This is a genomic window from Stenotrophomonas maltophilia group sp. msm4 (assembly GCF_032025605.1).
Taxonomy (GTDB): Bacteria; Pseudomonadota; Gammaproteobacteria; order Xanthomonadales; family Xanthomonadaceae; genus Stenotrophomonas; species Stenotrophomonas sepilia.
The window spans coordinates 532,286-546,849 of record NZ_JAVSKK010000001.1 but is presented as its reverse complement, the minus strand read 5'-3'; the positions used below and the strand labels follow the sequence as shown (position 1 = coordinate 546,849).

Sequence of the window (14,564 nt, the reverse complement as noted above, 5' to 3'; positions counted from 1 at the left end):
CATTCACAAGTCAGGCGCGCGCTTCGGAAAGCAGCTTGCCGCCGGCCTTGCGCTCGCGCGCGGCACGGATGAAACCGATGAACAGCGGATGGCCGTCACGCGGCGTGGACAGGAATTCCGGGTGCGCCTGGCAGGCCAGGAACCACGGGTGGGCGTCGCGTGGCAGCTCGACCACTTCCACCAGGGTGTCGTCCATCGACTTGCCGGCGATCACCAGGCCCGCATCTTCCAGCTGGGTGCGGTAGCGGTTGTTGAACTCGTAGCGGTGGCGGTGGCGCTCGGCGACCACGTCCTTGCCGTACAGCTCGCGGGCCAGCGTGCCCGGCTTCAGGCGCTGCTCCTGCAGGCCCAGGCGCATCGTGCCGCCGAGGTCGCTCTTGTCGTCACGCTTCTCGACATCGCCGCTGGCGGTGCGCCATTCGGTGATCAGGCCGATCACCGGGTTCGGCGACTGGCGATCGTTCTCGGTGCTGTTGGCACCTTCCAGCCCGACCACGTTGCGCGCGTAATCGACCACCGCCGCCTGCATGCCGTAGCAGATGCCGAAGTACGGCACCTGCTGCTCGCGGGCGAACTTCGAGGTCAGCACCTTGCCTTCGAAACCACGGTCACCGAAACCACCCGGCACCAGGATGCCGTCGACATCGGCCAGTGCGGCCATGTCGGTGCCTTCCAGGTCCTGTGCTTCCAGCCACTTCAGGTTGACCTTGGTGCGCTGGCGCAGGCCACCGTGCTTGAGGGCTTCGCCGACCGACTTGTAGGCATCCTGGTGATCGACGTACTTGCCGACCACGGCGATGGTCACTTCGTCCAGCGGGTGCAGGGTCGCATCGACCGCGTCTTCCCACATCGACAGATCGACCGGACCGGCCTTGTCGGCCAGCTTCAGCTGGTTCACCACGATTTCGTCCAGGCCCTGTGCATGCAGGCCGGACGGGATGCGGTACAGCACGTCCACGTCCGGCACGCTGATCACCGCACGCTCGGAAACGTTGGTGAACTGGGCGATCTTGCGGCGCTCCGAATCCGGCACAGCCTGCTCGGAGCGGCACAGCAGCACATCCGGCTGGATGCCGATCGAACGCAGCTCCTTCACCGAGTGCTGGGTCGGCTTGGTCTTCAGCTCACCGGCGGCGCCGATGTACGGCACAAGAGTGAGGTGCATGAACAGCGCCTTCTCCGGGCCACGTTCGGTGCGCACCTGGCGGATCGCCTCCAGGAACGGCAGCGACTCGATGTCGCCAACGGTGCCGCCGATCTCGACCAGCGCCACGTCGTAACCTTCCGTGGCTTCATCGATGCAGCGGCGGATCTCGTCGGTGATGTGCGGGATGACCTGCACGGTCGCGCCCAGGTAGTCGCCACGGCGCTCCTTGCGGATCACGTTCTCGTAGATGCGGCCGGTGGTGACCGAGTTCTTGCGGCTCAGGCGGGTGCGCACGAAGCGCTCGTAGTGGCCCAGGTCGAGGTCGGTCTCGGCGCCGTCGTCGGTGACGTAGACCTCACCGTGCTGGAACGGGCTCATGGTGCCCGGGTCGACGTTGATGTACGGGTCGAGCTTCATCATCGTGACCTTCAGGCCACGGGCTTCGAGAATGGCGGCCAGTGACGCAGCGGCAATGCCTTTGCCGAGCGAGGACACCACGCCGCCGGTTACGAAAATCAAGGGAGTCATGGCTGCAAGCATCCTGTCTGGAAATGGAAAACGGCAGCACCACGCGCACCCGGAGGGCGGGCATGGAGCTTGAAGGGGGTTTTCCGGTTCGCTGGGGCAGCGAGGGAGGTGCTGGGCCGTGCGGCGGCAGGCGCCGGACGGGGACCACCCTGCGAGGTCGGGGCGGCCGTGCCGGTCAAATCGACCGTCACCTGCGACCCGCATTGCTGGCGACCACGCATGGTCGTGCCAGCCCATTCGCAAAGGGTGGACACGCACTTACTCCCGGAAAGCCATAGTTTACAGATTGATGGGCGCCAACCCAAGGGGCAGTTGCGGCCGTCACTCAAAAGAAACGCCCCGCTGGGCGGGGCGTCGGGGGGCGAATCCCTTGCGGCAAGGGCTTCGGAGGGCGGAAGAATTACTTCTTCTTCCGCGCCTCTTCTTCCTCTTCCTGCTGCGGGGCCGGCTGGCCCTGCGCCTTCATTTCGGCATTGGCCTGGGCGCGGCGCTTGGCCTTGGCATCGGCTTCGGCCTGCGCCTTGTCGGCCTGGCCACCCTGCTGCGGGGCCGGCTGGCCGGCGTTCTGCGCCACCACCAGCGGCACTGCAACGGCGGCAGCGGCCAGGATCGCAATGGTCAGCAACTTCTTCATGAGGTCCTCCTCGCGGTATGGCTTGGACGTTCAGACCCAACGGGGCCGCCGGCGTTCAGATTCCAGCGGCTGCCATTTTACCCCCTCCCCGCCGCCGAGGCTGAACCGCAGGCGTGCAAATTCCCTTGCCAGACCCCACACTTGCCCGTCGCTCCAAGCTTTCGAAGACAGATGAACGCCCGCTATAACGCCGCCGATATTGAAGTCCTGTCCGGCCTTGACCCGGTCAAGCGCCGTCCCGGCATGTATACCGACACCGCGCGCCCGAACCACCTGGCGCAGGAAGTGATCGACAACTCGGTGGACGAGGCCCTCGCCGGCCACGCCCGCTCGATCGAGATCACCCTGTACAAGGACGGCAGCGTGGAGGTCAGCGATGACGGCCGCGGCATGCCAGTGGACATCCATCCGGAGGAGAAGATCCCGGGTGTCGAGCTGATCCTCACCCGCCTGCACGCAGGCGGCAAGTTCAGCAACAACAACTACACCTTCTCCGGCGGCCTGCACGGCGTCGGCGTCAGCGTGGTCAATGCGCTGTCGACCCTGGTGGAGGTGCACATCAAGCGCGACGGTGCCGAACACCGCATCACCTTCCGCAACGGCGACCGTGCCACGCCGCTGGAAGTGGTCGGCAGCGTCGGCAAGAAGAACACCGGTACCCGCGTGCGCTTCTGGCCGGACCCGAAGTACTTCGATACGCCGAAGTTCGCGGTGCGCGCGCTCAAGCACCTGCTGCGCGCCAAGGCCGTGCTGTGCCCGGGCCTGACTGTGAAGCTGACCGATGAAGCCACCGGTGAAGTCGATACCTGGTACTACGAAGACGGCCTGCGCGATTACCTGAAGCTGGAGCTGGGTGATCGCGAGATGCTGCCGGCCGAGCTGTTCGTCGGCAGCCTGAAGAAGGACACCGAGGTCGTGGACTGGGCAGTGGCCTGGCTGCCGGAAGGCGAGCTGGTGCAGGAAAGCTACGTCAACCTGATCCCCACCGCCCAGCACGGCACCCACGTCAACGGCCTGCGTACTGGCCTGACCGAGGCGCTGCGCGAGTTCTGCGACTTCCGCAACCTGCTGCCGCGTGGCGTCAAGCTGGCCCCGGAAGACGTGTGGGACCGCGTGTCGTTCGTGCTGTCGCTGAAGATGACCGACCCGCAGTTCAGCGGCCAGACCAAGGAGCGCCTGTCCTCGCGCCAGGCGGCCGGCTTCATCGAAGGTGCCGCCCATGATGCCTTCAGCCTGCTGCTCAACCAGAATGTGGAGCTGGGCGAGAAGATCGCGCAGATCGCCATCGAGCGTGCCAGCGCGCGCCTGAAGACCGAGAAGCTGGTCGTCCGCAAGAAGGTCACCCAGGGCCCGGCCCTGCCCGGCAAGTTGGCAGACTGCATCAGCCAGGACCTGTCGCGCACCGAGCTGTTCCTGGTGGAAGGTGACTCGGCAGGCGGCAGCGCCAAGCAGGCCCGCGACAAGGATTTCCAGGCGATCATGCCGCTGCGTGGCAAGATCCTGAACACCTGGGAAGTCTCGTCCAACAGCGTGCTGGCCTCGGAGGAAGTACACAACCTGGCCATCGCCATCGGCTGCGATCCGGGGAAGGACGACATCAGTGGCCTGCGCTACGGCAAGGTGATCATCCTGGCCGACGCGGACTCCGACGGCCTGCACATCGCAACGCTGCTGACCGCGCTGTTCCTGAAGCACTTCCCGGCGCTGGTCGATGCCGGCCACGTGTTCGTGGCGATGCCGCCGCTGTTCCGCATCGACGTAGGCAAGCAGGTGTTCTATGCCTTGGACGAAGAAGAAAAGCGCTCGATGCTGGACAAGATCGAACGCGAGAAGATCAAGGGCGCCATCAACGTGACCCGCTTCAAGGGCCTGGGCGAGATGAATCCGCCGCAGCTGCGCGAGTCGACCATCCACCCGGATACGCGCCGCCTGGTACAGCTGACCGTGGACGATGGCGAGCAGACCCGCTCGCTGATGGACATGCTGCTGGCCAAGAAGCGCGCGTCCGACCGCAAGGGCTGGCTGGAGAGCAAGGGCGACCTGGCGTCGCTGGAAGTCTGATCCAGCCCCATCATCCGGTAGTGCCGGCCGCTGGCCGGCACCCTCGGCATCCGCGTGATCAGGGCAGATCCGCCGGCCAGCGGCCGGCACTACCGGTTCATGCGCCCTTGGCATTACGCCGCCATCGGCAAACCCGGCGGAGCCATAATGCGCGTCCACCCGTGTGGACCATCGTATTGGCCAGCCACTCGTTGCTGTTCCCCGCCCTGCCGCTGCACAGCGCGCGGTTGGTGCTGAGCCCGATCCGCCGTGACGACGCGGCCGCGCTGTTCGCGCTGCAATCCAATCCGGACGTGATGCGCTGGTGGAACCATCCGGCCTGGACACGACCGGCCGAAGCCCGCGAACAGATCGACGACGACCTTGCCGCGCACGCGATCGGCACCCAGTTGAAGCTGGCCCTGCGCGAATCACCCAACGGCCCACTGCTGGGCGTCTGCGTCGCATTCGCCATTGATCGTGAGGCCATGCGGGCCGAGATCGGCTATCTGCTGGCGCCCGACCGCCAGGGCCAGGGCTACATGCATGAGGCCCTGCAGCAGATGCTGGGCTATCTGTTCCGCACCTTGCACCTGCACCGCATCGAAGCCGAGATCGATCCACGCAACGTACCCTCGGCACATGTGCTTGACCGCCTCGGCTTCCACCGCGAGGGGGTGCTGCGCCAGCGCTGGCGCATCCAGGGCGAGCTTTCGGACTCGGCCGTCTATGGCTTGCTGGCCAACGACGAAGCGGCAGCCGCCCTGCCCGTTTGATCCAATCTGGCCACAAGCCGCTGCAGAACGTGGCCATGCCTTTGGACACATACGGCACGGCACTCCACCGGCCTAGCATCGGAACCCCCTTCCGCTGCCGATCCGGTGCCATGAAGTCCCTGCTGCACACTGCCGCGCTCTGCGTCGGCCTGCTCATCGCCCCCACCAGCGTGCTGGCCGCGCCCGCCGCTGACACCAAGCCCGATTCGAAAGACGACAGGACCGACGCGCCTGCGCTGCCCGCCGATGCGTCGGCGCGCCAGAGCATGCGCCTGGCCGGCCGCACCCTGGACTACACCGCCACCGTCGGCACCCTGCCGGTGCGCGATGAGAAGGGCAAGGTCATCGCCGATGTGGTGTTCACTGCGTACACGATGCCGGGCAAGGACCGGCCGGTGACGTTCGCGCTCAATGGCGGCCCCGGTGCCTCGTCGGTGTACCTCAACATGGGCGCGATCGGGCCCAAGGTGGTCACCTTCGGTTCGGAAGGCGACAGCGCCTCGGCGCCCGCCACCCTGCATGACAACCCCGGCACCTGGCTGGACTTCACCGATCTGGTGTTCATCGATCCGGTCGGCACCGGCTTCAGCCGCGCGCGCATCGGCGACGATGAAGCGAAGAAGGCGCTGTACAACCCCAGCGCCGACATCGAATACCTGTCACGCTCGATCTACGACTGGCTGCTGCGCAACCAGCGCATGGCGTCGCGCAAGTACCTGATCGGCGAGAGCTACGGCGGCTACCGCGGCCCACGCATCACCCACTACCTGCAGACCCGGCTGGGAGTTGCGATGAACGGCCTGGTACTGGTCTCGCCGTACCTGAGCCCGACCCTGGAAGACAACGCCGATGTCTCGCCGATGGCGTGGATGCAGACCCTGCCGTCGATCGCCGCCGCGCACCTGGAGCGCCAGGGCAAGCTGACCGATGCAGCGATGCGCGACGTGGTGGAGTACACCCGTGGCGACTACGCCACCGCGTTGATGAAGGGCCGCAGCGATCCGCAGGCGACCGAGGCGATGCTGCGCCGGGTGACCGAACTGACCGGGCTGGACCCGCAGTTCGTGCGCCGTGCCGGTGGTCGGCTGGAAACCCAGGCCTACCTGCGCGAAGTATTCCGCGACAAGGGCACGCTGGGCAGCCGCTACGACTCCAATGTGACCGCGTTCGATCCATTCCCGAATGACCCGGAGCAGCGCGCCAATGATCCGCTGCTGGACAGCATCATCGCGCCGACCACCACGGCGATGGTCGACTTCGTGACGCGCGTGGTCGACTGGAAGGTGGATGCGCGGTACCAGGCGCTGAACTACGACGTGAACCGGCTGTGGGACCGCAATGGCGAGCTGCGCGATGGCGCGGTGACCCAGCTGCGCCAGGCCGTGGCGATCGACCCGCACCTGCAGGTGCTGATCGTGCATGGCTGGAACGACCTGTCGTGCCCGTTCATGGGTTCGATCCTGACCGTGGACCAGATGCCGACGATGGGCAGCAATCCGGACCGGGTGCAGGTGCGCAGTTATCCGGGCGGGCACATGTTCTACAGCCGGGCGGACAGCCAGGCGGCGTTCCGCAGGGATGTGCTGGCGTTGTTCCAACGCAATTGAGGACGGTCGGCCGGGCCTGCCGCTGGCCCGGCACCCGCCGGATCAACGGCAACGGCAACGTCAAAAGCAGAGTTTCCGTGGGTTGGCGGGCCGAGGTGGGCAGGCGGGGGACGGCAAAAACCGCTCCTGCGTGCCTCGTAGAGCGCCATCCATGGCGCTCTGCGCCCCCGCCTGCCCACCCCGGCCCGCCTTCGACAGATTTCTGCGAGCCGTCGGTGGGTGCCGACCGTTGGTCGGCACGGGATCCGAACCTGATTCTGCTTTTGGTAGGTGTCGACCTTGGTCGACACGATGGGTGCAGAAATAATGTTCTTCCCATGAAAAAGCCCGCCGGAATCCGGCGGGCTTTTTCGTGTGCACCTTGGCGTGGCGATCAGGTCCAGCCAAACAGCTCGAACAGCTTCAGGATCAGGTACGCACAGCCGCCTGCCGCGGGAATGGTCAGGATCCAGGCCCAGACGATGCGCTCGATCACGCCGAACTTCAGCGAACGCGGGTTCTTGGCGAAGCCCACGCCCATGATCGCGGTGGAGATGCTGTGTGTGGTCGAGACCGGCATGCCGAAGTGGGCCGCCAGGGTCAGGATGGTGGCCGAGCTGGTCTCCGCGGCGAAGCCGTGGATCGGGTGCAACTTGACCATCTTGTGGCCCAGGGTCTTGATGATCTTCCAGCCGCCCGAAGCGGTACCGGCGGCCATCACCACCGCACAGGTCAGCACGATCCACATCGCGATGCCGTCACCGGCGTGGGCGTCCGGGTGCATGAAGGCCAGCCAGGACGGCAGGTCATCCAGTGCGCCGGTGGCCTCGGCACCAATCAGGGTCATCGCGATGATGCCCATGGTCTTCTGCGCGTCGTTGTGGCCGTGGGCGAAGCCCATGTAGGCCGCCGAGGCGATCTGCGCCTTGCCGAAGAAGGCATTGACGATGCGCGGACGGGCCAGGCGGCCGATGGCGCCACCGACCTTGGCCAGGCCGGCGATCAGCGCCCACAGCAGCACCATCACCACGATGCCGAGCAGGAAGCCGGCGATCGGCGAGGTGATCATCGGCACGAACACCTTCCACAGCAGGCCCTTGTTCTGCGCCCAGCTGCCCAGGCGCTCCGACCAGATCAGCGCGTCCCAGTTGTTGTGGGCCGCGGCCAGACCGGCACCGCAGAGGCCACCGATCAGGGCGTGCGAAGACGAGGACGGCAGGCCCTTCCACCAGGTGATCAGGTTCCAGATGATGCCGCCCAGCAGGGCGCACAGGATCACCTGCGGAGTAACCTCGACCACGTTGGTGTTGAGCAGGCCCGAGGCGATGGTCAGCGCCACCGCAGTGCCGGTCAGCGCACCGATGAGGTTCATGAAGGCGGCCAGCATCACCGCCCAGCCGGGCGAGAGCACCTTGGTCGCCACTACGGTGGCAATGGAGTTGGCAGTGTCGTGGAAGCCGTTGATGAACTCGAAGACGAGCGCGGCCAGGATCACCACCAGGACAAGGGTCAACATGCGGCGGCGTCCGTCAGCTGTTCTTCAACACGATCTGGTACGCCACCACGCCGGCCTCGCGGCAACGGTCGATGGCCTTTTCCAGGATCTCGAAGAATTCCTTCAGCAGGAACATCTGCAGGTTGTCCAGGCGACCGGAGTAGATGTCGCGGTACAGCTCGAGCATCAGGCGGTCGGCCTCGTTCTCCAGCGAGCGCAGCTTCTCGTTCAGCGCGGTCATCCGGTCCAGGTTCATGTGGCGCAGGTCGGCCACCATCTCCACCACCACGCCGGCGGCCTGTTCCAGCATCGCCGCGCGCGGCGCGAAGTCGATGTGCTCCAGGTGGGTCGTGGCCAGCGAATAGCGATCGGCGAACTTCTCGATCTGCTTCGGAATCTTGTACAGGGCCGAACCCAGCGCTTCGATGTCTTCGCGCTCGATCGGGGTCATGAAGCTGTCCACCAGCGCCTGGCTGATCTTGTCCGAGGCCGCGCGTTCGCGCAGGCGGGCCAGCTTGAAGGCGTCCAGCGCGGGCTGGCGATCGGCCTCGCGCAGCATGGAATGCAGCGCCTTGGCGGCATCGGAAGCCGCGACGGCAGCCTCATCAAGCAGGGTGTAGAACTGTTTGCCGGAACCGAAAATGGTCTGCAGAGAGAACATTGAGAAACCTGTCAGCCGTCGCGGGAAGGACGGCACCAGAGCGAATTATGACGGCTAGATGACCATCACGGGTATCCCCGCCCCCTTTCCGGGGCTTGGAACCCCGAACCTGAACAGGCGGTTGCCACCCTGCCACGCCCCTTTGCTAAGATGCCAGCGCGCCTTCGGGCGCATCCTATGGACGACGACCCTTATCCCCCAGCGCCGCGCCGGACCCTGTTCCTGAGCGCCAGCCGCCATCGCAAGCACCCGCCCTCCCTGCCACCAACCGGGGACGACGCCCGTGTTTGAAATGATCCTGATTGTCTTCGCGCTGGTTCTACTGAACGGCTTCTTCGCCATGTCCGAGATGTCGGTCATGACCTCGCGCAAGAGCCGCCTGAAGCAGATGGCCGCCACCTCCAAGCGCGCCGCCAAGGCGCTGGAGCTTTCGGAGAAGCCGGAGAGCTTCCTGTCCACAGTGCAGATCGGCATCACCGTGATCGGCGTACTGACCGGCTACCTCGGTGGTGATGCGATCGGCGACGCGATCGCCGGCTGGCTGCAGGGCCTGATGCCCGGCTTTGCGTACGCGCGCGAAGTAGGCACCGCCCTGGCGGTCTCGCTGATCACCTTCATCACGCTGATCTTCGGCGAACTGGTGCCCAAGCGTCTGGCCCTGACCCGCTCCGAGGCCATTGCCGGCCTGGTCGCGATGCCGATGAGCTGGCTGGCCAGGCTGGCCCTGCCCTTCGTCTGGCTCCTGTCCAAGACCACCCAGCTGGTACTGAAGGTGCTGGGCCTGGGCAAGGACGAGGCCGCGCAGGTGACTGAAGAAGAGATCCGGATGCTGGTGGCCGAGAGCCACGAAGCTGGCGTGATCGACGCCCACGAGCGCGACATGATGAACCGCGTCATGCGCCTGGGCGACCGCACCGCCGACAGCCTGATGACCCCGCGCAACCGCATTGCCTGGCTCGACACCCAGGCCGGGCTGGAGCGCAATCTGGACATCATGGCCGAGCACGAGTTCTCGCGGTACCCGGTGTACCGCGACAACGACATGGACGTGGTCGGCGTGCTGGAGCTGAAATCGCTGGCCACGCGCATGGCGCGCGGCGACAACGCGCTGTTCCAGACCCTGCGCGAACCGCTGTACGTCTCCGAATCGACCCACGCGATGAAGCTGCTGGAGATCTTCCGCGAGGAGCAGCAGTCGATGGCGCTGGTGGTGGACGAGTACGGCGAGATCCAGGGCCTGGTGACCATCAGCGACCTGATGGGCGCCGTGGTCGGCCGCCTGCAGGCGGTGGAGAATGCCGATGAAGACGCACTGGTGGTGACCCGCGAGGACGGCTCGCTGCTGGTCGACGGCTCGCTGCCGATCGAGGACCTGCGCGAGCTGATCGGAAGCAACGACCTGCCCGATGCCGAGGATGGCGACTACTACACGCTGGCCGGCATGTGCATCCATTACTTCGGCCGCATCCCGCACGCAGGCGAGTACTTCGACTGGGCCGGCTGGCGCTTCGAGGTGGTCGACCTGGACGGTGCGCGGGTGGACAAGCTGCTGCTGCGCACGTTGTCCGACGAGCAGGCCGATGAGCTCACCGCCTGAGGCCGGCCAGGGCCAGGGCGCGCAGCGCCCGACCTACCGCAACGAGGGCATCCGCACCCTGCTGGAGATGTTCGCCTCCGGCGATCCCGCCGAGCACATGCCGCTCGGCCAGATCCTCAGCAACCTGCAGCAGAGCGCGTTTGGCGTGTTCCTGTTCGTGGCGATCCTGCCCTCGTTCATCCCGATCCCGGGCATGGGGGGTGCGGTCAGCGGCCCACTCGTGGTCCTGATCGGACTGCAGATGCTGTGTTGCCTGCGCCGGCCCTGGCTGCCCGGTTTCATTGCCCGACGCGGGCCGAAGCGCGGCACCATGCACCGCTTCCTGGACCGTATCGATCGCCCGTTGCGGCGACTGGACAGGATGCTGAAGCCTCGCCTGCCGCAGTTGCTGACACCGCTGCCCGCGCACGCCTTCAGCGGCCTGCTGCTGGTACTGCTGGGCATCCTGCTGTCATTGCCGATTCCGTTCACCAACTTCCTGTTCGGTTTCCAGCTGCTGCTGTTCTCGCTGGCGCTGCTGGAGCGCGATGGTGCATTGATGCTGTTCAACTGGATCGCAGCGCTGGTGGCGATCGCGTTCTTCGGCTTCAGTTCGGGGCAGCTGGTGGGCTATACAGTGGAACTTTTCCAGCGCTGGTTCTGAAGCGGCATCCGGTAGAGCCGGCCGATGGCCGGCTGCCACGTTTCCAGGGTTGCCGGCCAACGGCCGGCACTACCGGCATCCGCTAGATCCACGCAACGCGTGGATGCGGCAATCACCGAAGGTCGACGAATCCGTTGTCCGCCAGCGGTGCCGGATCGTCCTGCACCGCCGACAGCACGAAGCTCAATGCCTTGCCCAGCAAGGTGCCCGGGCCATCCCAGTATTCGGCGCTATCGGCGCGCACGTGGATCAGGCGAAGGTTGGGGTCTTCCTTGCCGGCGGGGAAGAACAGCTTCATCGCCGGCGACCACAGCTCTTCGATCTTCGCGCGATCATCGACAACCCGCGCCCGCCCCGCCACAGACACATAGGTGTTCTTCGATGGCGAGGCATAGGCCACATTGACGCGCGGGTCGAGCGCGATCTCGGCCACCTTCGGGCTGTCGGCGGTGATCACGAACCACAGGTCACCGTCGAAGGCGACCTGCTGGGTGGCCAACGGCCGGCTGTAGAGCCGCCCATCGACGCCGGTGGTGGTGAACATCGCCACCTCCACGTCCTTGATCAGTTCAGCCAGCTGGGCAATGTGTTCGGCACGGGTCTCGGCCATGGTGGGAACTCCAGAAAGGGGAGCTCCCATCAGACGCGGATCGGCCGCAACGGGCCGTGACGCGATTGTTCAGCCCGCGTGGCGGCCATGCCAGGCGTTCATCGCCAGCTCGAAGGAACGCAGGCGCGCACGGTGGTCATACAGGTTGGCAGTGAGCATCAGCTCGTCAGGCTTGTGCCGCTCAACGAAAGCGGCGATACCCTCGGCCACCTGCTGCGGATCGCCCAGCACGGTGCAGGCCAGGGCCCGTTCCACGCCGAGCTTTTCGTGCGGCTCCCAGAAGGCTTCAATGTCGTCGATCGGCGCCGGGATCTTGCCCGGCCGGCCGCGGCGCAGGTTGACGAAACTCTGCTGTTGGCTGGTGAACAGGCGACGCGACTCGGCCTCGCTGTCGCTGGCAACAACATTCAGGGCCAGCATCGCGTGCGGCTGCTTCAACGTGGCCGAGGGGCGGAATTCGCGGCGGTACACCGCCAGCGCTTCGTCCATCACGTCCGGCGCGAAATGCGAGGCGAATGCATACGGCAGGCCCATCGAGGCGGCCATGCGTGCGCCAAACAGGCTTGAACCGAGGATCCAGGTCGGCACCCGCAGGCCACCACCCGGAACGGCCTGCACTGCCTGTCCAGGCTGGACCGGCTCGAAGTAGTGCAGCAGCTCGCGCACGTCCTGCGGGAACTGGTCGGCGCTGTCGAAATAGCGGCGCAGTGCACGCGCGGTCGGCTGATCGGTGCCCGGCGCACGGCCCAGGCCAAGGTCAATGCGGTCCGGATACAGCGAGGCCAGCGTTCCGAACTGCTCGGCCACCTGCAGCGGGGCATGATTGGGCAGCATGATGCCGCCCGCGCCGACACGGATGCGCCGGGTGCCACCGGCAACATGGCCGATCAGCACGGCGGTGGCGGCACTGGCGATGCCGGGCATGTTGTGGTGTTCGGCCAGCCAGTAGCGGCGGTAGCCCAGCGCATCGGCGTGCTGCGCCAGTTCCAGCATGTTGGCGAAGGCGGCGGTGGTGTCACTGCCCTCGCAGACCGGGGCCAGGTCAAGGATCGACAACGGGATCATCAGGCGTTTTTCCGTCACAGGATCACCCTTGCATGGGGGCGGCCGGGCGCAGCGGCCAGTGACGGTGGCGGGATGCTGATTCCCGTAGGGCAGGTTCAGCACCCACCGGATCGTGGAGCCGAGCCCATGCTCGGCTGCCTTTCGTCGACCAACAGCAGCCGAGCATGGGCTCGGCGCTACAGAAGCGCGGTCAGAACGCGCTGGGGCGCGGCTCCGGCAGCGGCTGGTCGACCATCGGCTTCAGCTCGGCATCCAGCGCCACACGCTCATCGAACACGAAGCAGCGGCCTTCGTAGCCTTCGCCGCCCACTTCCTCGAAGTAGCCGAGGATGCCGCCATCGAGCTGCAGCACATTGTCCATGCCGTCATTGACCATCCACAGCGCGGCCTTCTCGCAGCGGATGCCGCCGGTACAGAAACTGACCACGGTGCTGTCCCGCAGCGCATCGCGATGCGGCGCCAGCGCCTCGGGCAGGTCGGTGAACTTGCGGATGGGCAACACCAGCGCATCCTTGAAGGTGCCGTACTCCACTTCCTGCAGGTTACGGGTATCGAGCATCACCACCGGCTTGCCGGCGTCATCATGCCCCTGCCGCAGCCAGCGCTGCACGGTGGCCGGATCGACCGACGGTGCGCGCGGATAGTCCAGCGGCTGGCCGTCATCGCGGCGGAAGCTGATGATCTCGTCCTTGACCTTGGCCTTCAGCCGCGCGAACGGCTGGTGCTCGCTCAGGCTGGTCTTGACCCGCATGTCGGCGAAACGCGCATCGGCACGCAGCGCTGCATAGAAGCCCTCGACCGCCTCCGGCGCCCCCGCCAGGAACAGGTTCAGCCCCTCGCCGGCCACCAGGATCGTGCCGCGCAGCTGCGCCGTCCCGGCACGGGCCAGCAGCTGGTCGCACAGGGCCTGGGGAGCGTCGATGACGGCGAAATGATAGGCAGCGGTATTGGCGATCATCCCGCCATTTTAGCGCCAGACCGCCCCAGGGTCAGATATCCCCATTCATCCACGCATGGTGTGGATCTGCTGTGTCGACCAAGGTCGACACCTACCAATAGCCGGGAGGCTGTCAGAGGCGGGGCTGTGTGGGCAGGCGGGACCGTTGGCTCCATGGGCCCGAGGCATGCCTCGGGCGGGTTGGGCAGGACGCCCAACCCCGGTCTTGCGTGTGCGCAGGACAGCGCACACGAGCAAGGCGCCATCGAGCTCCCAGGGGTGGGGGCGCTTTGCTTGCGAAGCACTGCTTCGCAAGCGCCCGAACGCACAGCCGACAGCGGCTGGGCCGGACCGCGGAGCGGGGTTCACGGCGTGTCCCGCCTGTCCACACCGCCACGCCCTCCCACTGAAGCCCGGCTTTTGACGTTGCCGTTGACCTTGCTTCGGCGGGTGCCGGGTGCAACCCGGTCGAAACCCGTTACCCCCGCAACAGCAGGAACGGCAGCAGCACCAGCGCCGCCGCGCCGGCCATCGCCAGCAGCACCAGCACCACATAGGCCGGCCGCCGCCGGAACAGGCTGCCGAAGGTCTCGGCCGTGCCATCACGCAATGCCTGCTCACGCTCAGCGCGGATGCGAGGGCCGCGCTCGGCCTGGTACTCGGCCATCAACGCCTTCGCACGCGGATGATCAGCGTCGTCGCGCAGCCACAGGCCACCATTGGAAATGCCCCACGGGCTGGGTTCGGTGCGATACCAGGCGATGCCGTGCTGATCGAGCAGCGTGCAGACATCGGCATATTCGTCGTCGCCGACGTTGCGCAGATTGAGCAGGAGTTTTGCCATG

General features: G+C 66.2%; 13 protein-coding genes. 5 read left to right on the top strand and 8 right to left on the bottom strand.

Features of this window, described 5'->3' with window-relative positions; translation table 11 throughout:
* Nucleotides 1-10: 10 nt before the first annotated feature.
* Both ROV93_RS02605 and ROV93_RS02600 read right to left on the bottom strand, forming a co-directional pair.
* Entirely contained in the window at nt 11-1,675 is a 1,665-nt protein-coding gene (locus ROV93_RS02605; RefSeq protein ID WP_005416023.1) for a CTP synthase, read from the bottom strand.
* A gap of 400 nt (nt 1,676-2,075) precedes the next feature.
* Nucleotides 2,076-2,309: a hypothetical protein gene (locus ROV93_RS02600; protein WP_005408997.1), complete on the bottom strand. Its 234-nt coding sequence runs from the start codon at nt 2,307-2,309 to the stop codon at nt 2,076-2,078.
* 171 nt (nt 2,310-2,480) lie between these two features.
* Between ROV93_RS02600 and parE the strand changes: the two genes are divergently transcribed.
* The 3 genes from parE to ROV93_RS02585 all read left to right on the top strand — a co-directional run bounded on the left by parE (nt 2,481) and on the right by ROV93_RS02585 (nt 6,732).
* A complete protein-coding gene (parE, locus tag ROV93_RS02595) occupies nt 2,481-4,370 on the top strand; it encodes a DNA topoisomerase IV subunit B (RefSeq protein ID WP_061478449.1) in 1,890 nt (629 codons plus the stop codon).
* A gap of 176 nt (nt 4,371-4,546) precedes the next feature.
* Nucleotides 4,547-5,125: a GNAT family protein gene (locus ROV93_RS02590; protein WP_072166935.1), complete on the top strand. Its 579-nt coding sequence runs from the start codon at nt 4,547-4,549 to the stop codon at nt 5,123-5,125.
* A 110-nt stretch (nt 5,126-5,235) separates the two neighbouring features.
* Nucleotides 5,236-6,732, top strand: coding sequence for a S10 family peptidase (locus tag ROV93_RS02585; protein WP_072166698.1), 1,497 nt, complete (start codon nt 5,236-5,238; stop codon nt 6,730-6,732).
* 373 nt (nt 6,733-7,105) lie between these two features.
* On the opposite strand, the gene ROV93_RS02580 is transcribed toward ROV93_RS02585, so the two are convergent.
* Both ROV93_RS02580 and ROV93_RS02575 read right to left on the bottom strand, forming a co-directional pair.
* On the bottom strand, nt 7,106-8,227 hold the full coding sequence (locus ROV93_RS02580; protein ID WP_049464772.1) for an inorganic phosphate transporter: 1,122 nt from the start codon (nt 8,225-8,227) through the stop codon (nt 7,106-7,108).
* Between the two features lie 13 nt (nt 8,228-8,240).
* Nucleotides 8,241-8,867: a DUF47 family protein gene (locus ROV93_RS02575; RefSeq protein WP_004152833.1), complete on the bottom strand. Its 627-nt coding sequence runs from the start codon at nt 8,865-8,867 to the stop codon at nt 8,241-8,243.
* Between the two features lie 292 nt (nt 8,868-9,159).
* Between ROV93_RS02575 and ROV93_RS02570 the strand changes: the two genes are divergently transcribed.
* Entirely contained in the window at nt 9,160-10,464 is a 1,305-nt protein-coding gene (locus tag ROV93_RS02570) for a hemolysin family protein (protein ID WP_005416017.1), read from the top strand.
* Nucleotides 10,448-11,107: an exopolysaccharide biosynthesis protein gene (locus ROV93_RS02565; RefSeq protein ID WP_053501113.1), complete on the top strand. Its 660-nt coding sequence runs from the start codon at nt 10,448-10,450 to the stop codon at nt 11,105-11,107. Before ROV93_RS02570 ends, ROV93_RS02565 begins: the two co-directional genes overlap by 17 nt.
* A gap of 112 nt (nt 11,108-11,219) precedes the next feature.
* Here ROV93_RS02565 and ROV93_RS02560 read toward each other — a convergent pair whose 3' ends face one another.
* The 4 genes from ROV93_RS02560 to ROV93_RS02545 all read right to left on the bottom strand — a co-directional run bounded on the left by ROV93_RS02560 (nt 11,220) and on the right by ROV93_RS02545 (nt 14,563).
* Nucleotides 11,220-11,717, bottom strand: a complete 498-nt coding sequence (locus ROV93_RS02560) for a pyridoxamine 5'-phosphate oxidase family protein (protein ID WP_005416015.1) — start codon at nt 11,715-11,717, stop codon at nt 11,220-11,222.
* Between the two features lie 69 nt (nt 11,718-11,786).
* Nucleotides 11,787-12,782 (bottom strand): LLM class flavin-dependent oxidoreductase, encoded by a 996-nt coding sequence (locus ROV93_RS02555; protein WP_072166700.1) that lies wholly within the window; start codon nt 12,780-12,782, stop codon nt 11,787-11,789.
* Between the two features lie 190 nt (nt 12,783-12,972).
* Nucleotides 12,973-13,740, bottom strand: a complete 768-nt coding sequence (locus tag ROV93_RS02550; protein WP_072166701.1) for a sulfurtransferase — start codon at nt 13,738-13,740, stop codon at nt 12,973-12,975.
* Between the two features lie 457 nt (nt 13,741-14,197).
* Entirely contained in the window at nt 14,198-14,563 is a 366-nt protein-coding gene (locus ROV93_RS02545) for a DUF6164 family protein (RefSeq protein ID WP_072166702.1), read from the bottom strand.
* Nucleotide 14,564 lies beyond the last annotated feature (1 nt).